The sequence below is a fragment of the Sinorhizobium fredii USDA 205 genome, assembly GCF_001461695.1.
GTDB lineage: Bacteria > Pseudomonadota > Alphaproteobacteria > Rhizobiales > Rhizobiaceae > Sinorhizobium > Sinorhizobium fredii.
The window spans coordinates 26,107-44,009 of sequence record NZ_AUTC01000013.1 but is presented as its reverse complement, the minus strand read 5'-3'; the positions used below and the strand labels follow the sequence as shown (position 1 = coordinate 44,009).

The window sequence follows — 17,903 nt, the reverse complement described above, 5'->3', positions numbered from 1 at the left end:
GATCCGATGATCACCCACACCATGGCCCTCGACGACATCAACAAGGGATTCGAGCTGATGCATTCCGGCGAGAGCATCCGCTCGGTCGTGGTCTACTGAGCGCGAAGATGGAACTTGTAACGCAAAACCAATGCTTCGGCGGGACCCAGTCGGTTTACCGGCACGCGTCTGAGGCGTGCCGCGTCGAGATGACGTTCGGCCTCTATATCCCGCCACAGGCGCGAACGCGTTCGGTCCCGCTGCTATGGTTTCTGTCGGGGCTGACCTGCACGCATGAGAACGCCATGATCAAGGCGGGCCTGCAGCGGCACGCGGCGGAACAGGGTCTGGCACTGGTATTCCCCGACACGTCGCCGCGCGGCGAAGGCGTCGCTGACGACGAGGCCTATGACCTCGGTCAAGGCGCAGGGTTCTATGTCAATGCGATTCAGCAGCCCTGGGCACGGCACTACCGGATGTACGACTACATCGTAACGGAACTGCCCGCTTTGCTGCAGGAGCAATTTCCGGTCAACGGCGTCAACGGCATTACCGGGCACTCGATGGGCGGCCATGGCGCGCTGACGATCGCCTTTCGCAATCCCGGCTTGTTCCGTTCGGTTTCCGCCTTCGCGCCGATCGTCAATCCGACCCGCTCGGATTGGGGCCGCAAGCAGTTCTCGGCCTATCTCGGCGATGACGAGGCCCATTGGGGCAAATACGACGCCTGCCTGCTCTTGAGCGAACTCGGCTGGCAGGGCGATATCCTGATCGATCAGGGTGCGGCGGACCAGTTTCTCGGACAGTTACAGCCCGAGGCGATGGCTCGGCTGCTGGCGGAGCGGCGGCAGGCCGGCGTCCTCAGGATGCAGGCGGGATACGATCACAGCTATTGCTTCGTGGCGAGCTTTGGCGAGGACCACGTGCGCTGGCATGCAGAGCGGCTGAACACCGCGTAAGGGAGAGTACGCATGGCTTCAAGACTTGGTGACCTAGTTGCGGCTGGACTCGTATTCGGTGGAGTTCTTGCAGGCGCGGCTGAACCGGCAGTTGCGCTGGATCCCGCAACGGGCGATCCAGCGGCGGGTGAGAAAGTCTTTCGCAAGTGTCAGGCCTGTCACGCGATCGGTCCGGATGCGAAGTCGAAGACCGGTCCCGCGCTGACCGGCATAATCGGCCGGCCAGCCGGCAAAACGGAAGGCTTCAGCTATTCCACCGCGATGAGCAAGGTGGCCGAGACCGGCTTGGTCTGGACGCCGGACAAGATCGGCGAGTTTCTGACAAACCCGAAAGGATTCCTGCCCGGCACGAAGATGACCTTTGCGGGATTGCGCAAGGATCAGGAGCGCGCCGATCTGATCGCATATTTGGCGAAGTTTCCTTAACCGCAAAACAGGAGCCGAAACACCAGCAGGAGGAAGGCGGCCCAGGCAGCGCATGGATCTTCGGAAATAGTGTCGCAAGCCGATACCGGGAAAGAGGAGACCGTAAGGTTTTCCCGGGGCGAGCGGGGTGAATTGCCCTGATCGGCAGCACTCAAGAGGAGGATGAAATGAAACGACTTATTTCAATGCTTGCCTTGATGTCGATAGGCGGCGCGAACGTCGCCCTCGCCAACTCGGAACTTCAAAAGCAGATCGAGGATCCCAATCAATGGGCCATCCAAACCGGCGACTATGCCAATCTGCGCTACTCCAAGCTCGACCAGATCAACAAGGATAATGTCGGCAAACTGCAGGTGGCGTGGACTTTCTCGACCGGCGTTCTGCGCGGTCATGAAGGCTCGCCGCTGGTTGTCGGCGACATTATGTATGTCCATACGCCGTTCCCGAATACGGTCTATGCGCTGGATCTCAGCAAAGACGGCCAGATCATTTGGCGTTATGAGCCGAAACAGGATGCGGAAGTCATTCCCGTGATGTGCTGCGACACCGTCAATCGCGGCGTCGCCTATGCCGACAACAAGATCTTCCTGCATCAGGCCGATACGACCGTGGTCGCGCTGGATGCCAAGACTGGCAAGGTGATCTGGAGCGTCAAGAACGGCGATCCGGCCAAGGGCGAGACCAATACCGCCACCGTTCTGCCGGTGAAGGACAAGGTCATCGTCGGCATCTCGGGCGGCGAGTTCGGGGTTCGCGGTTCCGTGACGGCCTATTCGATGGCGGATGGCAAGCTCCTGTGGCGCGGTTACTCCATGGGGCCGGACAGCGACACGCTGATGGATCCTGAGAAAACCACCCATCTCGGCAAGCCGGTCGGCAAGGACTCCGGCCTGACCACCTGGGAAGGCGATCAGTGGAAGATCGGCGGTGGCACGACCTGGGGCTGGTATTCCTATGATCCCGAAGAGAACCTCATGTACTACGGGTCGGGCAATCCTTCGACCTGGAATCCGACCCAGCGGCCCGGCGACAACCGCTGGTCGATGACCATCTGGGCGCGCGATGTCGACACTGGCATGGCCAAATGGGTCTATCAGATGACGCCGCATGACGAGTGGGACTATGACGGCATCAACGAGATGATCCTCACCGAGCAGAAGATCGACGACAAGGATCGCAAGCTGCTGACTCATTTCGACCGCAACGGCTTTGGCTATACGCTGGACCGCGTTAACGGCGAACTGCTGGTGGCGGAGAAATACGATCCCACCGTCAACTGGGCGACTGAAGTGGTCATGGATCCGAAGTCCGACCAGTATGGGCGGCCGCAGGTGGTGTCGCAGTATTCGACCGAGCAGAATGGCGAGGACACCAACACGACCGGCGTCTGCCCGGCAGCGCTCGGCACCAAAGACCAGCAGCCCGCGGCCTACTCGCCGAAGACCGAGCTGTTCTACGTGCCCACCAATCACGTCTGCATGGACTACGAACCGTTCCGGGTAAGCTACACCGCCGGCCAGCCCTACGTCGGGGCCACGCTTTCGATGTATCCGCCGAAGGATAGCCACGGAGGCATGGGCAACTTCATTGCCTGGGACAACAAGGAAGGCAAGATCAAGTGGTCGCTGCCTGAACCGTTCTCCGTCTGGTCGGGTGCGCTGGCAACAGCCGGCGACGTGGTCTTCTACGGAACGCTCGAGGGCTATCTGAAGGCGGTCGACGCCGCGACAGGCAAGGAGCTCTATCGCTTCAAGACGCCTTCCGGCGTGATCGGCAACGTGATGACCTATGCTCATGGCGGCAACCAATATGTGGCCGTCCTTTCGGGTGTCGGCGGCTGGGCCGGTATCGGTCTGGCGGCCGGCCTGACCAACCCGACTGACGGTCTCGGAGCCGTCGGCGGCTATTCGGCCCTCAGCAACTATACTGCGCTTGGTGGCACGCTCACCGTGTTCTCGCTGCCGAAATAAGAGGCAATCCTTGCCCAGGGAATTGGCGCGGGTTCATGAAAGCCCGCGCCAATTCGTTCTCTGCCCAAAGGACGTAAGATGACCAGAACTAGACCAGCACTGCCGATGATCTTCGCCGTGTGGACGCTTATGGCCGGCGCCGCCGGCGCACAGGATGCCCCGGCGGCAACGGACAATATCACCGCCGTCCGCGACGAAAATGGGCGCTACTATACCGCCGATGACGTTCCCACCTTCAATATTGCCAAGGATGGCACGGTCGACTGGATGACCTATTCGGGCTTTCGCCGCTACCACTCGGAATGTCATGTCTGTCATGGTCCGGAGGGCGAGGGCTCAAGCTATGCGCCGGCCTTGAAGAAGTCTGCGATAACAATGGACTACTACGCTTTCATCGATGTCGTCACGAACGGACGCAAGAAGGTGAATGCTGCCGAGAATTCGGTGATGCCGGCCTTTGGCCAAAACGTCAACGTGATGTGTTATCTCGATGACATCTACACCTATTTGAAGGCGCGCGGAGCCGATGCGCTGCCGCGGGGACGCCCGGCCAAGAAGGAGCCGAAATCCGATGCGATCCGGGATGCTGAAAACGATTGCCTCGGCCGCGATTAGCCTTGCTGCAACCGGCGTACTGCTGCTGGCGGTTGCCGGCACTGCGCCGGTAGCGGCTCAGACGTCGGACCTGGTGTCGAAGCAGGCGTTTCGGGTCTGTGCCGATCCGGCCAATCTGCCGATGTCGGATCGCTCAGGTGCAGGGTTCGAGAACAAGATCGCCGAGCTGATGGCGTCCAGGCTCGAACTACCGCTGGAATACAGCTGGTTTCCCATGGCGACAGGCTTCATTCGCAAGACCCTGCAGGCCAATGCCTGCGATGTGGTCATCGGCTACGCCCAGGGCGACGAACTGGTATTGAACACCAACCACTACTACACCTCCGCCTATGTACTGATTGTCCCCTCGAGCGGTCCGTTGGCAGGCGTCACGACACTGGCCGATCCTCTTCTCGAGGACAAGCGGATCGGCGTCATAGCGGGAACTCCGCCGGCAACGCATGTGGCAAGAAATGGACTGATGTCGAAGGCGAAGGGGTACCATCTGATGGTCGACCGGCGCTACGAGGATCCGGCCGATGACATGCTGGCCGACCTGAAATCCGGAGCCATCGACGCAGCCATCCTCTGGGGGCCGATCGGCGCCCCACTGGTCAAGGCGAGCCATCCGGACCTGAAAGTGACGCCGCTCTTGTCGGAGCCGACACCGCCGAAGCTTTTCTATCGCATCACCATGGGCGTGCGGCAGGGCGAGAAGGTCTGGGAGCGCAAGCTTAATTCCCTGATCCGCCGCAATCAGTCCGAGATCAACGCAATTCTCGCAGAGGCGGGCGTGCCGCTCATGAACGATATGGGGACGGGGCCGCTCGAGCTGCCAAAATGATAAGTCTGCGGCTTGTTTCCCTGTTCCTGCTTATCGCTTCTCCGGTCGGTGCCGCCGAGGAGCCGGCCGGCTACCGCGAAAGCGAATACCGCGCCGAGGTGCCGGCAACACTTTCCGGCGCAACCGTCGTATCGACCGAAGCCGCCCATGCGTTGTGGAAGACTGGTCAGGTGGCCTTCATCGACGTTCTGCCCCGTGCGCCGAAGCCGGAGAACCTACCCGCGGGTACGGTCTGGAACGAAAAACCGCGGCTATCCGTCCCTGCCGCTCTGTGGCTGCCGAATGTCGGCTATGGCCGCCTGGCGGATGTCATGCAGAGCTACTTTCGTGCCGGGCTGGAAAAGGCCACGGGCGGCGACAAGGATCGGCCCGTGTTGTTCTTCTGCATCAGTGGCTGCTGGATGTCCTGGAATGCCGCCAAGCGCGCCGTGGAATATGGCTACACCCGTGTCTTCTGGTATCCACAGGGGACCGATGGCTGGACAACGGCCGGTTATCCCATCGAGCGCCTCGACCCGGAACCGAGTGGGCAATGAAATGATCACTGCCGGAAAGCAGGCTCCCCGACGCGACCGGGCGCCGGCGCCAGAAAGCGTCCGAAAGCACGCGGCCCGTCGCCGGTTGCGATCTCGCCGATAGTCTCCAAGCTTTCGGAGTCGATCACCGTGAGGCTGTTTGAAAACCAGTTCGCCACGACGATCTGTCGGCCATCCGCTGATGTGTCGATGCCTTCCGGATATTCGCCGGTATCGATGACCGCGACCGCGGCCAAGCTTTGCGCGTCGAAGACGCTGACGCTGTCGTCATATTGGTTGGTGACGAAACCTCGTCCGGAGGCAAAGGCCACCGCATAGGGTCGTTCGCGGGTCGCGGCATGGCCGAGCACTCGGCCGCTGACGGGATCGACGGCCGTTACCGTATTGCTGCCGACATCCGCGGAAAACACCCGGCCATCAGGCGAAAATGTCACACCGAACGGACGCGATCCGACGGCCACCCGATGTCGAAGCGTCAGCGTCTCAGCATCGAAGATCGAGATCTGGTTGGCGTCCCGGTCGGCAGTCGCCAGCCATTGCCGGTCATGGGAAAGGGCCAGGCCGGCTGGCGCGCTGCCCGTTGAAAGCACGTTCAAGGTGGCAAGGCTATCGGCGGCGATGACAAAGACCCGCGCATTGTACCAGTCCGACACGAAGACCCGGCCGCGCCGCTCGTCTACCGCAACGCCGATCGGCCCGCCGTCAAGCCTCCGCTCGGCTGCCGGCGCGCCGGCTGGCATGCCGTAGCGGCGCAGCATCTTGCTGTCCGGACTGACGGTGAAAACGGCACCAAGCTCAGGCGCGACGGCAATGCCCGCCGGCTGACCCGGCACCGAGATCCGTCCGACCTCGACCATTCGGTCGAGGTCGATCACGCTGAGATCGCTCGACGACTGGTTGGTGACATAGGCATAGTCGGCAAAGGCGCTGCCTGGCGTCGTCAGGCCGACGAGCGCCACGGCGAGGAGGCGGCAGCTATTTGCCAAACTTCTTTTCGAGCGCATCGAGGCCGGCCTTGTAGACTGCGCCAACGGCGGCAAGGGCTGCCTCGTCGTTCAAGTCGGCGGGGGGATCGTTGTTCGGATAGCCGCGGTAGAAGGCGCCCTTCCATTCGATATGAGAGCCGCCGCCGGCCTTCGGCGTCACCGTCAGGTGCCCGGAAAAATTGGTGACCGGCAACACGGACACGTCGACCTCGGTAATCCTGTAGGAATAGGACATTTTCGCCCCGTCATATTTATAAAGGACCTCGGAAATTGTCGGGCCTTCGGCCTCTTTGAGCGTCAGCAGGCGCGTCGCGTCAAGCGCGTTGCCACCCTGGCCCGTGGTCGAGAACACATCTGGGTGCCAGGTCATATCCTGGAAATTGCCGATCACCGCCCAGACTGCATCCGGTGCCGCCGCGACATCGACCGCGAGCACCAGCTTCTGGCGTGTCGGACCATGGGCAAGGGCTGTATTTGTCAGCAACAGCAGGAATGTCAGCAGGAGATGACCGAGATACCGCATGAAACGCCTCACGATTTGAAGAAGTGGTTTTTCAGGATGTAACGCATGCCGCGCAGCCAGCTGTCGTCCGTATTCGACCGGATGTCGACCGCGAGGCCACGCAGTCTCCCGCCGGAACGTGCGTCGCGCAGCACGAGATTGATCGACAGGACGAGGTTGGAAACCTTCCGCACTTCGCCGACCAACGCATAGTCGGCGCCGAGCCGGGCGGCCATCCGCACGTCGCAGCCGTAGCAGTCGGCCGGGTTGACCGTGGCAGCGAGCTCGGCCGCGACGGGATCATTCGAGAGGATGACGAAACCTTCCTCGACGAAACGGTCGCGCGTCGCACTCTTCAGCAGTTCTATCCGCGCTGTTTCGTCGGCGCGCACACCATTGTAGGCGCCCTCCGTGGAGAGATCGATGAAGGTCAGGCCAAGGAAAGCCACCTTGGCGCCGGGCATCAGTGGCTTGTACGGCGCTGCCAAAGCAAGCGCCGGCGACAAGGCGAGCACAAGTGCGATCAGGATGCGTTGCATAAGGCTCAGCCTAACACAGGCATTTTGCGCGACTACGCTCCATAAGTCTCGGTTTTGCTACACAAATTGGGCTGATAATCTCCTCCCAGAGGAGTGCCAGGAAGATTGGGAGGTCGGTCCGGCGATGTCTAAGCTATCGCTTACGCTTGCCGTTCTTTCGGTGGCGATGCTTGTCGCGTTCCCCTTGCGGGCCGCGCAGGTGAAGACGGCCGTGCTGCGGATCGATCGTGTGGTCGGCCCGCCGATCTCGCGGCTTGATGCGCCGCCTGCCGATCTCGGTTTTGCCGGCGGTATGCTGGGCAACGAGGATAATCGAACGACCGGCGCCTTCACGGGCATGGATTACACCCTGAAAACGCAAGCGGTTGCGCCCGAGCAGGCGGGGACGGCGCTCGATGCGCTGAAAGCCGAAGGTATCCGCCTTATCGCGGTGATCGCTGAAGGTGACACCCTGAAGGCGCTGTCCGACAGGGCCGGCCCCGACGTGCTGCTCCTGAACGCAGGCGCTCGCGACGAGACGCTGCGCGATGCCGACTGCCGGGCCAATGTGCTGCATGTTTCGCCGAGCCGCTCCATGCTCAGCGACAGTATTGTCCAGTTTCTCATGTGGAAGAAATGGTCGCGTATCCTGCTGATTCACGGCTCGCATCCCGAGGACAAGCAACTGGCCGACACCTATCGCAGTTCAGCCGCCAAATTTGGAGCGAAGATCGTCGAGGAGCGCGAGTTCGTTGACACCGGCGGGGGCCGCCGCACGGACACTGGCCATGTCATGGTGCAAAAGCAAATCCCCGTCTTTACCCAGGATGCCGAGGATTATGACGTGATCATCGCGGCCGATGAGGCCGGCGTCTTCGCACCCTACCTGCCTTATCATACTTGGGATCCGAGACCTGTGGCGGGGTCTGCGGGCCTTCGCCCGGTCTCCTGGCATGCCGCTCATGAATCCTGGGGCGCGACCCAGTTCCAACGCCGCTTCGAGAAACTGACCGGCCGCAACATGCGCGAGGAGGACTACCAGGCCTGGCTCGCCATGCGCGTGATTGGTGAGGTCGTGACGCGGTCCGGCAAGGCTGATCCGGCCACCGTGCGGGCCTATGCCCTTTCGGCGGAGTTCGAATTGGCTGCGTTCAAGGGCCAGAAGCTGACCTTCCGGCCTTGGAACGGGCAACTGCGCCAGCCGATCCTTTTGACCGACGGCCGGGTGACGGTTTCCGTGTCGCCACAGGATGGTTACCTGCACCAGCACTCGCCGCTCGACACGCTGGGCATCGATGCGCCTGAAACCGCCTGCCGCGCTTTTGGAGGATAGAATGCCGAGATTCGCACTGGTGTTTTTGCCAGCCGTTCTGATGCTTGCCAGTCCCGCCGAAGCCAACAAGGTTTTCGTGAGCAACGAGCGCGGCAACAGCGTGACCGTGCTCGACAGCCAAAGCTGGGAGGTGATCGCCACATTTCCGGCCGGCAACAGGCCGCGCGGCATCACCATCAGTCCGGATGGCAAGGAACTCTATGTCTGCGCTTCGGATGACGACACTGTCCGGGTCTTCGATCCCGAGACCTACAAGGAACTGCATACGCTGCCGTCAGGCCCGGATCCGGAACTTTTCGCCCTCAATCCCGCGGGCAACCCGCTCTATATCGCCAACGAGGACGATAATCTGGTGACCGTCGTCGACGTCAAAACGCGCCAGGTTCTGGCCGAGGTGCCCGTAGGGGTCGAACCGGAAGGCGTCGCGGTCAGTCCGGATGCCCAGACCCTGATCAATACGTCCGAAACCACCAACATGGCGCATTTTATCGATACCTCGACCTACAAGATCGTACACAACGTGTTGGTAGACCAGCGGCCGCGCTATGCCGAATTCACGGCTGACGGCAAGAAGCTCTACGTCAGCTCTGAGATCGGCGGCACCGTTTCGGTGATCGACGTGTCGAAGGCTGAGCCGACCATCGAAAAGAAGGTCAGCTTTGCCGTGCCGGGGGTTTTGCCGGAATGGTTGCAGCCGGTCGGCGTCAAGGCGACCAAGGACGGCTCGCGCGTTTTCGTGGCGCTCGGCCCAGCCAACCGCGTCGCGGTCATCGACGGCGCGACGGATGAGGTCCTCGATTACCTGCTTGTCGGGCAGCGCGTCTGGCAGTTGGCATTCACCCCAGGCGAGGAATTCCTGATCACCACGAATGGTAATTCCAACGACGTTAGTATCATTGACGTCAAGTCACAAAAGGTGATCCGCTCGGTCCAAGTCGGCGAGCAGCCTTGGGGGGTTGTGGTCGCCCCGAACTGAAGTGGAGCAATGCGGAAAGACCTATTGGGAGGAATGTTCACGGTGCATAGATTTATTATCGCGGCATTGGCCGCGCTCTCTCTGGCAGGCCCGGCCGTTGCGACACCGCTCTGCACCGAACTCGGCTTTGCCGGGCTGCTTGCCAAATGCAACCGGGGCGAGCCGATCGAGATCACGCTCGGCTCCGGCAAGCCGCTTGGCAAGGGTGCCGTTGCGCTTCAGTCTGGCGCTTATTACGAAATGCGCATCACAGCGGACGGCTCGGCGGAACTGGCAATTACCGGCGAGCCGTTCTTTCGTGCGATCTGGATGAACGAGATCGTCATCAACGGCATAGAAGTACGCCCCATGGCGATCGACAGCCTCGAGTTCGACGAGGCGGGCACGGCGACCCTGTCCTTCATCGCCATAAAGCCGGGCAGCTACGAGGTGAGGATTCCGAACACGACAAGCGACAGCCAGAAGGTGGTGATCTCCATTCAGTGACGCGGTTCTAGAAGAGGGAAAGCCGATGAAAGTCCGTTTGATGACCACCGTCATTCTTGCCGTTCTGCTCGGCGCGCCGTTGGCCCTGTATGCCGAAGAGATTTCTGCGGACAAGCAGAAGGCGATAGCGGACATGCTCGCCACCATGAAATGCGAGGTGGACCCCGCCAATATCGAGGCGGGCGGCGAGGGCTACGAGCTCGATGATGTGTTCTGCAGCGATGGCCAATACGATATGAACCTCAACGCTGACCTGACCGTCGCCGATAAACGCAAAGAATGAGTGCGGGCGTGAACCGAGTAGCGAAATCACATAGAGGTCCGCTGTCCGGCAAGCAAAAAACGAAGGCGGCAGTTTGGGGAGGAAGGCAATGAACTTTTTGAAACGATTTCTCGCCGCATGTTTGTTCGCCTTCGGGCCGGCGGCTGCCGTGGCCGAGGATCTGCCTGAATTGCGCGCTGCGATGCTGGCGTCGGGCACCGTCAACTGGGAGATTTCCACCATCAAGGCCCACGAGTTCGACCGCAAGAACGGCTTCGAGCTAACCGTCCAGGACTATGCAGACAACGGTGCAACGCGCGTCGCCTTCGAGGGCGGTGAGGCTGACACGATGGTGGCCGACTGGATATGGGTGGCCAACCAGCGTGCCGCTGGCAAGAACTACGTTTTCATTCCCTATTCGCTGGCAGTCGGGGGACTGGTGGTCAAGGATGACAGCGGCATCAAGGCGCTGCCGGACCTTGCCGGCAAGAAGATAGGCATCGCCGGCGGGCCGCTCGACAAGAGCTGGCTGATCCTGCGCGCCTATGCCAAGCAGCAACATGGCATGGACCTGGCCACTGAGACCGAGCAGGTGTTCGGGGCGCCGCCGCTGATCTTCAAGTCGGCTCTGTCCGGCGAGACGGCGGGCGCCATCAATTTCTGGCACTTCCTCGCTAAGATGAAGGCCAAGGGCATGCATGAGTTGATCTCCGTCTCGGATGCCGCAGCGGCACTCAAGCTTGATCCCGACACGCCGCTGCTCGGCTATGTGCTGAAGGGCGATTATGCCGCGGCCCATCCGGGGATCGTGAAGGGGCTCTACAAGGCATCACGCGCGGCCAAGGATCTGCTGCGCGATGATGACGAGGCGTGGAAGGGTTGCGAGACAAGATGAATGCTGGGGACGACGCTGAATTCATCGCGCTGCGCGACGGCTATCGCGCCGGCATTCCGAGCGGCAAGCCGATCGACGAGGCGGCCGCCGACCGGTTTCTGCGGCTGATGGCGGACCTTGGCGGAACCGAGCTGGTCGGCAAGGCGACAAGCCTGCCCAATGGATTATTCCTGCACCTTGAGTAAGACGTTGCAACATCCTGCGCTGGTTCGTGCATCGTCATTGGGCCTTCTGCTGGTGTTCTGGATAGCAGCGGCAGGACTGACGGCGGACGCGTCGGTCCTCCCTCAACCCTGGGCACTGTGGGTACCTTTTGAGAAGGCCGCGGCCTCCGGCGCTTTGCCTTATCACCTCGGCATGACGTTGTGGCGTGTGATTTGCGCCTTCGTCCCGGCGATGGCCATCGGCGTGGCGCTCGGCTTTCTGATGGGCCGCGTTCCCGCCGTCGATCGATGGCTCGATCCGTGGCTCGTCGTCTTTCTCAACCTGCCGGCTCTCGTGCTGATTGTGCTGTGCTATCTCTGGATCGGCCTCAACGAGACGGCGGCGATCATCGCAGTTGTTCTCAACAAGATTCCGAATGTCGCCACGATCCTGCGCGAAGGTGCGCGGGCACTCGATCCGCACCTCGGCGCCATGGCTCAGGTCTATCGCATGGCGCCAATGGCGCGGCTGCGTCACGTGATCATGCCGCAGCTCGCACCCTTCCTTGCCGGTGCTGCCCGCTCCGGGATTGCGGTGATATGGAAGATCGTCCTGGTGGTCGAGTTTCTCGGCCGCTCCAGCGGTATCGGTTTTCAGATCCATTTCTATTTTCAGCTTTTCGACGTTGCCATGGTACTGGTCTACGCGCTTTCCTTCATCGGCGTGATGCTTCTCGTCGAGGCGATGTTCCTGCAGCCGGTCGAACGCCGCGTGCGGCGCTGGAGGACGGCATGATCAAGGTCGATATCAGACGAAAGGCGTTCGGAGATGACGAGATCCTCCGCGACATCCACTTCGAGATGAAGGTCGGCGAGACTCTCGCTATCCTCGGCCCGTCGGGTATCGGGAAATCGACGCTGCTTCGGCTGATCGTCGGCATCGACTTGGCCTTCGAGGGTGAGATCAACCGGCCGGAAAAGATCGCCATGGTTTTCCAGGAGCCCGTTCTCCTGCCGTGGCGGAGCGTACTGGAGAACCTCACCTTGGTGCATCCGCAACTTGGAACGCAAGCGGCGCTTTCGGCGCTGGAGCGGACAGGCATTGTCGACAAGGCGCAGCTCTTTCCCGGCCAGCTGTCGCTCGGCCAGCAGCGGCGGCTGGCGCTGGCGCGCGCTTTCGCCGGGCGGCCCGAACTTCTTGTGATGGACGAGCCCTATGTGTCGCTCGACCCGACGACCGCCGAGGAAATGCTGGCGTTGACCGAGGCGCTGATCGCCGAAACCGCCCCTGCCGTCATCCTCGTGACCCATTCAGACGTCGAGGCGAACCGGCTGGCTCGGCGTTGCCTCCGTCTTGCCGGAAGCCCGGCGACGATCATAAGGGAGTTTGCGGCAGGATCGGCCTCGGCCTTCTGGGAAGGACGTCATGATCGGGCTTGAGATCAGCCATGTCAGCCACAGCTACGGATCGCGCAAGGCGCTCGACAATGTCAGTTTCTCCGTAGCGGCTGGCCGGTTCTGCGCGCTGCTTGGGCCGAACGGTGCGGGTAAATCGACGCTGTTCGCGCTCCTCACCCGTCTGATTGCGACGGGGGAGGGCCACATCAGCGTGGCCGGCTTCGACATTGCGCGCGATCCGCGTGCGGCGCTCGCCCGCATTGGCGTTGTGTTCCAGCAGCCGACGCTCGATCTGGACATGACGGTGCGCCGCAATTTGCGTTATTTCGCTGGACTGCATGGACTGGCGGGACGGCAGGCCGCCTTGGCGACCGAAGCGGCTCTGGAGCAGCTCGGCATGGCCGAGCGGGCCGACGAGCAGGTGCGCGCTCTCAACGGCGGACATCGCCGCCGCATGGAGATCGCCCGGGCGCTGATCCACGGGCCGCAGGTCCTGCTGCTCGACGAACCGACGGTCGGATTGGACGCCGCCTCCCGGCAGGCGATTACCGATCATGTACATCTTTTGGCCGAGGCCGGGCTTGCCGTGCTCTGGGCAACCCATCTGGTCGACGAGATCCGGCCGGCCGATCAGGTCGTCGTGCTGCATCGTGGAAAGGTCCTCAGCGATGGCAGTGCCGAGGACCTCGCTGGCGGGCAGGGGCTTGCCAAGGCGTTTCTGTCGATGACGGCCGAGGGCCGGGAGGTTCCGGCATGAAGGCATGGCTGATTGCGCTTTGCGCCATCATCACCCGCGAAAACCTGCGCTTCGTTCGCCAGCGGGGCCGCTTCCTGGCGGCCCTCGTTCGCCCTCTTGTCTGGCTTATCGTCTTTGCCGCCGGCTTCCGTGCAGCACTCGGCGTATCGATCATACCGCCCTACCAGACCTATATCACCTACGAGGTCTATATCCTTCCGGGACTTTGCGGCATGATCCAGCTGTTCAACGGCATGCAATCGTCGCTGTCACTGGTCTACGATCAGGAAATGGGGTCGATGCGCCTGTTGCTGACGTCGCCCCTGCCGCGCTGGTGGCTGCTTTTCTCAAAGCTGCTGGCCGGCGTGATCGTATCCATCCTGCAGGTCGCCGTGTTCCTGGGGATTGCGGCACTCACCGGCATCACTGTGCCACTGTCCGGCTATATCGCGGTGCTGCCGGCATTGCTAGTCAGCGGATTGATGCTCGGCGCCCTTGGGTTGTTGATTTCGTCGACCGTCCGGCAGCTCGAGAATTTCGCCGGCGTCATGAACTTCGTGATCTTTCCGATGTTCTTCCTGTCCTCGGCGCTTTATCCCTTATGGAAGATGGCGGAAAGCTCGCCGTTGCTGCACGATATCTGCGCCTTGAACCCGTTTACCTATGCGGTTGAATTGATACGCTTTGCGCTCTACGGCGAGCTTAATCTCACGGCGCTCGCCTGGGTCAGCACCTGCTTCGTCCTGTTCATGCTGGCAGCCCTCTGGGGCTATGATCCAGCCCGCGCCATGCTCCGCTCGAAGGGCTGAGCTGGGGCGCGGGTCATAGCCGTTCGACGCCGAAAACCGACACTTTCCGCTATGTTGCCGCCGGCGGCATTTGCCTTGATCCTGTTTTCTCACGGAAGACGCGAAGACGTTCAAGAGAGAGGAGGAACCAATGCTAAAGCTACATCCGTCCATCGACAACGGCTTTCCGCCGGCCAGTCCGGGCTTCCAGGGGGGCAGGCTGAAATGCCAATGCGCAACCAATCCGGTAGCCGTCGAGATCGGTGCGCAGACGGCGCACAATCATGCCTGCGGCTGCACCAAATGCTGGAAGCCCGAGGGTGCCACCTTTGCTCAGATCGCCGTCGTCAGCCGCGACAAGGTGAATGTCGCCTCAGGCTCGGAGAAACTGCAGATCGTCGATCCGAGCGCGACGATCCAGCGCTACGCCTGCAAGGATTGCGGCACGCACATGTACGGCCGGATCGAGAACACCAAGCATCCCTTCTATGGCCTCGATTTCGTTCACACCGAACTCAGTGACGAGACCGGCTGGTCGCCGCCCGAATTCGCGGCCTTCGTTTCTTCCATCATCGAAAGCGGCGTCAACCCCGACAGGATGCCGGAAATTCGTGCACGCCTGACGGAACTCGGTCTGCAGCCCTACGACTGCCTGTCTCCGACCCTGATGGATGCGATCGCGACGCATGTCGCCAAACAGTCCGGCGCCCTGCCGGCCTGACTTCGAGGCCAACGCCTCCTCCCTCGGACTCCGCCCGTTGTTCTCCCTCACGGGGGATCTCCCCAGCGGGCGGGGTCTGAAGCATATCTTCAGCCGGTCCGAAGAAAATGACTGCGCCTGCTGAGCCACAGGCATGCTACAGGCCGAGTAGCTACGCTTTCCATTTGATGGAGCAGCCCATCGAGGGCTGCTGGTCCGCCGGTCCTTTGCCGGTCCGCAAAACCATGGCCATGGCCTCGAAGAGATCCCGCCTCAAATCGGCTGGGTCGATTTCCTTGCGCGACGCGTCCAATCGGCCGCGATATTGCAGTTCCATGTCCCTGTTGAAGCCGAAGAAGTCGGGTGTGCAGACCGCGCCATAGGTTTTGGCGACGGACTGGTCCTCGTCGTAGAGATAGGGAAAGGGCAGGGCGTGCCGCGACGCGAAAAGCTTCATGTTATCGAAGGAGTCCTCCGGATAGGCCTCGGCGTCATTGGCGTTGATCGCGACGAAACCGATGCCGTGTTCCTTGAGGGCGATCGCGTCCCGGGCGATGCGGTCGATGACCGCTTTCACGTAAGGGCAGTGATTGCAGATGAAGACAACGACGAGCCCGTTCGGGCCGGAAAGGTCCAGGATCGAATAGGTTCGACCGTCGGTTGCCGGCAGGCGGGCGTCGACGGCCTTCCAGCCGAAATCACAGAGGGGTGGGATTGCTGCCATGCCGCCGTCACCTCGCCTTTCAACAACGCGATGAGGAAAGTGTACGCCGTTTTTCGCCCGCTTCCCGCTCAAATGTAATTAGGATCAATCACGATTTTTTGGTTCGATGCCTAACTTCAGCGTGATCCGAGCGCTGCCAATCTCGGTTCATCGGCGGCGGTGCGCAGCGCGCTGATATTGCCGGCATAAGCCTCCCGCCCGCCTTTGAAGACGGCCGAGCCGGCAACAAGCACGGCGGCGCCGGCTCGGGCGACGAGCGGCGCGGTCTCGGGTGTCAACCCGCCGTCGATTTCGATGAGGATCGGCCTCGCGCCGATCATCGCCCGGACCCTCGCTACCTTATCGATGACGGACGGGATGAAGTCCTGGCCGCCGAAGCCGGGATTGACCGACATCAGCAGGATCAGGTCGAGCCGGTCGAGCACATATTCGATGACGGTTTCCGGCGTCGAGGGATTGAGCGAGACGCCGGCCTTGCAGCCGAGGTCGCGGATCGCCTGCAACGACCGGTCGAGGTGGGTGGTCGCTTCGGCATGCACGGTGATGATGTTGCAGCCGACAACGGCGAAGGCCCCGAGATATCGCTCGGCCGGTTCGATCATCAAGTGACAGTCGAAGATCTTGTCTGTCCGGTCCCGGATCGCCTTGATGACCGGTGGCCCGAAGGTGATGTTGGGGACGAAGTGGCCATCCATCACGTCGAGGTGGATCCAATCGGCGCCCGCCTCGCAGACGGCCTCGACCTCTTCGCCGAGCCGCGAGAAATCAGCCGACAGGACCGAGGGGGCTATGATGGTCTTCGGGCTCATGACGAGATCTCCGGATGGTTGGGCTCGACCGTGCTGAACACGCGGCTGGCGGAAATGTCCCCAGCCGTGATGGTCGACAGTTGCTGGGCGTCGACCGGCCCGGCGCTTTCCTCGAACAGGCGGTTGGCTTGCCGCAGCCGGGCCCGGTCGAGCGCGTTGCGGATCGAACGCGCATTGGCGAAGTGCGGCTGGCGCCGACGACGGGCGATGTAGTCGCTCATCATGGCCGCCGCCTTGGTGTCGAACTGGTAGCCCTGACGACCCAGCATGGTCTCGGCGATCGACAGGAGTTCCTTGTCGTCGTAGTCGGGGAAATCGATATGGTGGGCAATGCGCGAGCGGAAGCCCGGATTGCTCTCGAAAAAACGGTCCATGCGATCGGCGTAGCCGGCGAGAATGACCACCAGGTCGTCGCGGTTGTTCTCCATCACTTGCAGCAGGATCTCGATCGCTTCCTGGCCGTAGTCGCGCTCGTTGTCCGGTCGGTAGAGATAATAGGCTTCGTCAATGAACAGCACGCCGCCCATTGCTTTCTTCAGGATTTCTTTGGTCTTGGGCGCGGTGTGGCCGATATACTGCCCGACCAGATCGTCGCGCGTCACCGACACCAGGTGCCCCTTACGGATATAGTCGAGTCTGTGCAGCAGGTTGGCCATGCGCAAGGCGACCGTTGTCTTGCCGGTGCCCGGATTTCCCGTGAAGCTCATGTGCAGCGACGGCGGCTCATGGCTGAGACCCATTGCACGGCGAGCCCGCTCGACGAGCAGCAGGGCCGCCGTCTCGCGGATCCGCTGCTTCACGGGCTTCAGCCCGACGAGTTCCCGGTCCAGTTCGTCGAGGATCTCGGCGACGCCGGAGGCGTTGTATTCCTCAACGAGGTCGACCGATGTCGGCAGGCCTTCGGCGCTTGATGAAGCTTCCGCCATCGCCATCTTGTCTCTCCTTCTACCGCTGCGTTTCCCAGGCATAATGCTGGCTGCGACCGCGGCTCTCCGTCCGGGTCATCCGCAGTGTCGGCTCGTTGTCGGGACGGTTGACGATGAACGACATCGTCACGGTCTCCAAGCCGCGGCTGGAATCGAAGGCGTTGAGGCGGATGTAGTCCTGCGGGTGGGCCTTGCGGCAATCCTCCAATTCCATCATGACGCCCTTGGCGTCCCTGAGATCGAACATCGGATTGCCCCACATTTCCCAGTAGGTGTTGCGGGGGTGCGGATCGTCGGTATATTCAACGCCGATCGCCCATCCCTTGCCGAGGCAATATTCCACCTGTGCGGTTATCTGCTCATCCGACAGGTCCGGCAGGAACGAGAAGCATCCTTGGGTGATACGCATGTCG

At 61.7% G+C, this 17,903-nt stretch carries 22 protein-coding genes and 1 pseudogene; 16 read left to right on the top strand and 7 right to left on the bottom strand.

Translation table 11 applies throughout. The annotated features are described in order from the left end of the window. Window positions 1–107: 107 nt before the first annotated feature. The 6 genes from fghA to N181_RS02825 all read left to right on the top strand — a co-directional run bounded on the left by fghA (window position 108) and on the right by N181_RS02825 (window position 5,308). Window positions 108–938, top strand: coding sequence for an S-formylglutathione hydrolase (fghA, locus tag N181_RS02850; RefSeq protein WP_037435397.1), 831 nt, complete (start codon window positions 108–110; stop codon window positions 936–938). Window positions 939–950: 12 nt separating this feature from the next. Then, window positions 951–1,364 (top strand): c-type cytochrome, encoded by a 414-nt coding sequence (locus N181_RS02845; protein ID WP_037430130.1) that lies wholly within the window; start codon window positions 951–953, stop codon window positions 1,362–1,364. 167 nt (window positions 1,365–1,531) lie between these two features. Beyond that, on the top strand, window positions 1,532–3,334 hold the full coding sequence (gene xoxF5 / locus N181_RS02840) for a lanthanide-dependent methanol dehydrogenase XoxF5 (RefSeq protein WP_037430131.1): 1,803 nt from the start codon (window positions 1,532–1,534) through the stop codon (window positions 3,332–3,334). Between the two features lie 78 nt (window positions 3,335–3,412). Next, window positions 3,413–3,949 carry a c-type cytochrome, methanol metabolism-related gene (locus N181_RS02835; RefSeq protein ID WP_037430132.1) on the top strand — a complete coding sequence of 179 codons (537 nt, stop codon included), beginning with the start codon at window positions 3,413–3,415 and terminating at the stop codon, window positions 3,947–3,949. Then, window positions 3,906–4,772, top strand: a complete 867-nt coding sequence (locus N181_RS02830; protein WP_037430133.1) for a substrate-binding domain-containing protein — start codon at window positions 3,906–3,908, stop codon at window positions 4,770–4,772. The genes N181_RS02835 and N181_RS02830 overlap by 44 nt, the downstream gene beginning before the upstream one ends. Continuing rightward, on the top strand, window positions 4,769–5,308 hold the full coding sequence (locus tag N181_RS02825; protein ID WP_037435402.1) for a PQQ-dependent catabolism-associated CXXCW motif protein: 540 nt from the start codon (window positions 4,769–4,771) through the stop codon (window positions 5,306–5,308). Before N181_RS02830 ends, N181_RS02825 begins: the two co-directional genes overlap by 4 nt. Window positions 5,309–5,313: 5 nt before the next feature. Here N181_RS02825 and N181_RS02820 read toward each other — a convergent pair whose 3' ends face one another. Genes N181_RS02820 through N181_RS02810 form a run of 3 tightly spaced genes read right to left on the bottom strand, consistent with a single transcriptional unit; the run spans window position 5,314 to window position 7,335 of the window. Then, a complete protein-coding gene (locus tag N181_RS02820; protein WP_037435404.1) occupies window positions 5,314–6,312 on the bottom strand; it encodes a YncE family protein in 999 nt (332 codons plus the stop codon). Next, window positions 6,284–6,817: an SRPBCC family protein gene (locus N181_RS02815; RefSeq protein ID WP_037430143.1), complete on the bottom strand. Its 534-nt coding sequence runs from the start codon at window positions 6,815–6,817 to the stop codon at window positions 6,284–6,286. Before N181_RS02815 ends, N181_RS02820 begins: the two co-directional genes overlap by 29 nt. An 8-nt stretch (window positions 6,818–6,825) precedes the next feature. After that, a complete protein-coding gene (locus N181_RS02810; RefSeq protein WP_037430145.1) occupies window positions 6,826–7,335 on the bottom strand; it encodes a DUF3280 domain-containing protein in 510 nt (169 codons plus the stop codon). Between the two features lie 124 nt (window positions 7,336–7,459). Here N181_RS02810 and N181_RS02805 point away from each other — a divergent pair, with 124 nt between their 5' ends. From N181_RS02805 to gfa, 10 genes and pseudogenes are all read left to right on the top strand, one after another. After that, the gene (locus N181_RS02805) at window positions 7,460–8,647 is read left to right on the top strand and encodes an ABC transporter substrate-binding protein (protein WP_037435405.1); all 1,188 of its coding nucleotides are present in this window, start codon (window positions 7,460–7,462) and stop codon (window positions 8,645–8,647) included. A gap of 1 nt (window position 8,648) precedes the next feature. Then, window positions 8,649–9,623: a YVTN family beta-propeller repeat protein gene (locus N181_RS02800; RefSeq protein ID WP_037430154.1), complete on the top strand. Its 975-nt coding sequence runs from the start codon at window positions 8,649–8,651 to the stop codon at window positions 9,621–9,623. Window positions 9,624–9,656: 33 nt separating this feature from the next. After that, a complete protein-coding gene (locus N181_RS02795; protein ID WP_037430157.1) occupies window positions 9,657–10,109 on the top strand; it encodes a cupredoxin domain-containing protein in 453 nt (150 codons plus the stop codon). Window positions 10,110–10,134: 25 nt separating this feature from the next. Next, on the top strand, window positions 10,135–10,392 hold the full coding sequence (locus N181_RS02790; RefSeq protein WP_037430159.1) for a hypothetical protein: 258 nt from the start codon (window positions 10,135–10,137) through the stop codon (window positions 10,390–10,392). An 88-nt stretch (window positions 10,393–10,480) separates the two neighbouring features. Beyond that, window positions 10,481–11,451, top strand: a pseudogene (locus N181_RS02785) (ABC transporter substrate-binding protein). Beyond that, on the top strand, window positions 11,426–12,205 hold the full coding sequence (locus tag N181_RS02780) for an ABC transporter permease (protein WP_050994606.1): 780 nt from the start codon (window positions 11,426–11,428) through the stop codon (window positions 12,203–12,205). Before N181_RS02785 ends, N181_RS02780 begins: the two are co-directional and overlap by 26 nt. After that, window positions 12,202–12,849 carry an ABC transporter ATP-binding protein gene (locus N181_RS02775; RefSeq protein WP_037430163.1) on the top strand — a complete coding sequence of 216 codons (648 nt, stop codon included), beginning with the start codon at window positions 12,202–12,204 and terminating at the stop codon, window positions 12,847–12,849. The genes N181_RS02780 and N181_RS02775 overlap by 4 nt, the downstream gene beginning before the upstream one ends. Continuing rightward, complete coding sequence (locus tag N181_RS02770; protein ID WP_037430165.1) at window positions 12,836–13,564, top strand: ABC transporter ATP-binding protein; 729 nt, start codon at window positions 12,836–12,838, stop codon at window positions 13,562–13,564. Before N181_RS02775 ends, N181_RS02770 begins: the two co-directional genes overlap by 14 nt. After that, window positions 13,561–14,352 carry an ABC transporter permease gene (locus N181_RS02765; RefSeq protein WP_037430170.1) on the top strand — a complete coding sequence of 264 codons (792 nt, stop codon included), beginning with the start codon at window positions 13,561–13,563 and terminating at the stop codon, window positions 14,350–14,352. The genes N181_RS02770 and N181_RS02765 overlap by 4 nt, the downstream gene beginning before the upstream one ends. A gap of 130 nt (window positions 14,353–14,482) precedes the next feature. Then, window positions 14,483–15,052 (top strand): S-(hydroxymethyl)glutathione synthase, encoded by a 570-nt coding sequence (gene gfa / locus N181_RS02760; protein ID WP_014332002.1) that lies wholly within the window; start codon window positions 14,483–14,485, stop codon window positions 15,050–15,052. 151 nt (window positions 15,053–15,203) lie between these two features. On the opposite strand, the gene N181_RS02755 is transcribed toward gfa, so the two are convergent. The 4 genes from N181_RS02755 to N181_RS02740 all read right to left on the bottom strand — a co-directional run bounded on the left by N181_RS02755 (window position 15,204) and on the right by N181_RS02740 (window position 17,899). Then, entirely contained in the window at window positions 15,204–15,755 is a 552-nt protein-coding gene (locus N181_RS02755) for a thioredoxin family protein (RefSeq protein ID WP_037430173.1), read from the bottom strand. Between the two features lie 116 nt (window positions 15,756–15,871). Further along, on the bottom strand, window positions 15,872–16,564 hold the full coding sequence (gene rpe, locus N181_RS02750; RefSeq protein WP_037430175.1) for a ribulose-phosphate 3-epimerase: 693 nt from the start codon (window positions 16,562–16,564) through the stop codon (window positions 15,872–15,874). Then, a complete protein-coding gene (gene cbbX / locus N181_RS02745; RefSeq protein ID WP_037430177.1) occupies window positions 16,561–17,496 on the bottom strand; it encodes a CbbX protein in 936 nt (311 codons plus the stop codon). Before cbbX ends, rpe begins: the two co-directional genes overlap by 4 nt. 13 nt (window positions 17,497–17,509) lie before the next feature. Next, window positions 17,510–17,899, bottom strand: coding sequence for a ribulose bisphosphate carboxylase small subunit (locus N181_RS02740; RefSeq protein ID WP_037430178.1), 390 nt, complete (start codon window positions 17,897–17,899; stop codon window positions 17,510–17,512). Between the last annotated feature and the right edge of the window lie 4 nt (window positions 17,900–17,903).

What these genes read in the sequence shown, in the direction of transcription:
- gfa (WP_014332002.1), top strand. Translation starts at nt 14,483, where the DNA reads ATGCTAAAGCTACATCCGTCCATCGACAACGGCTTTCCGCCGGCCAGT.
- xoxF5 (WP_037430131.1), top strand. Translation starts at nt 1,532, where the DNA reads ATGAAACGACTTATTTCAATGCTTGCCTTGATGTCGATAGGCGGCGCG.
- N181_RS02820 (WP_037435404.1), bottom strand. Translation starts at nt 6,312, where the DNA reads ATGCGCTCGAAAAGAAGTTTGGCAAATAGCTGCCGCCTCCTCGCCGTG.
- N181_RS02835 (WP_037430132.1), top strand. Translation starts at nt 3,413, where the DNA reads ATGACCAGAACTAGACCAGCACTGCCGATGATCTTCGCCGTGTGGACG.
- N181_RS02805 (WP_037435405.1), top strand. Translation starts at nt 7,460, where the DNA reads ATGTCTAAGCTATCGCTTACGCTTGCCGTTCTTTCGGTGGCGATGCTT.
- N181_RS02740 (WP_037430178.1), bottom strand. Translation starts at nt 17,899, where the DNA reads ATGCGTATCACCCAAGGATGCTTCTCGTTCCTGCCGGACCTGTCGGAT.
- N181_RS02830 (WP_037430133.1), top strand. Translation starts at nt 3,906, where the DNA reads ATGCGATCCGGGATGCTGAAAACGATTGCCTCGGCCGCGATTAGCCTT.
- N181_RS02770 (WP_037430165.1), top strand. Translation starts at nt 12,836, where the DNA reads ATGATCGGGCTTGAGATCAGCCATGTCAGCCACAGCTACGGATCGCGC.
- N181_RS02755 (WP_037430173.1), bottom strand. Translation starts at nt 15,755, where the DNA reads ATGGCAGCAATCCCACCCCTCTGTGATTTCGGCTGGAAGGCCGTCGAC.
- cbbX (WP_037430177.1), bottom strand. Translation starts at nt 17,496, where the DNA reads ATGGCGATGGCGGAAGCTTCATCAAGCGCCGAAGGCCTGCCGACATCG.
- N181_RS02845 (WP_037430130.1), top strand. Translation starts at nt 951, where the DNA reads ATGGCTTCAAGACTTGGTGACCTAGTTGCGGCTGGACTCGTATTCGGT.
- N181_RS02825 (WP_037435402.1), top strand. Translation starts at nt 4,769, where the DNA reads ATGATAAGTCTGCGGCTTGTTTCCCTGTTCCTGCTTATCGCTTCTCCG.
- N181_RS02800 (WP_037430154.1), top strand. Translation starts at nt 8,649, where the DNA reads ATGCCGAGATTCGCACTGGTGTTTTTGCCAGCCGTTCTGATGCTTGCC.
- rpe (WP_037430175.1), bottom strand. Translation starts at nt 16,564, where the DNA reads ATGAGCCCGAAGACCATCATAGCCCCCTCGGTCCTGTCGGCTGATTTC.
- N181_RS02790 (WP_037430159.1), top strand. Translation starts at nt 10,135, where the DNA reads ATGAAAGTCCGTTTGATGACCACCGTCATTCTTGCCGTTCTGCTCGGC.
- N181_RS02780 (WP_050994606.1), top strand. Translation starts at nt 11,426, where the DNA reads ATGGATTATTCCTGCACCTTGAGTAAGACGTTGCAACATCCTGCGCTG.
- fghA (WP_037435397.1), top strand. Translation starts at nt 108, where the DNA reads ATGGAACTTGTAACGCAAAACCAATGCTTCGGCGGGACCCAGTCGGTT.
- N181_RS02775 (WP_037430163.1), top strand. Translation starts at nt 12,202, where the DNA reads ATGATCAAGGTCGATATCAGACGAAAGGCGTTCGGAGATGACGAGATC.
- N181_RS02765 (WP_037430170.1), top strand. Translation starts at nt 13,561, where the DNA reads ATGAAGGCATGGCTGATTGCGCTTTGCGCCATCATCACCCGCGAAAAC.
- N181_RS02815 (WP_037430143.1), bottom strand. Translation starts at nt 6,817, where the DNA reads ATGCGGTATCTCGGTCATCTCCTGCTGACATTCCTGCTGTTGCTGACA.
- N181_RS02795 (WP_037430157.1), top strand. Translation starts at nt 9,657, where the DNA reads ATGTTCACGGTGCATAGATTTATTATCGCGGCATTGGCCGCGCTCTCT.
- N181_RS02810 (WP_037430145.1), bottom strand. Translation starts at nt 7,335, where the DNA reads ATGCAACGCATCCTGATCGCACTTGTGCTCGCCTTGTCGCCGGCGCTT.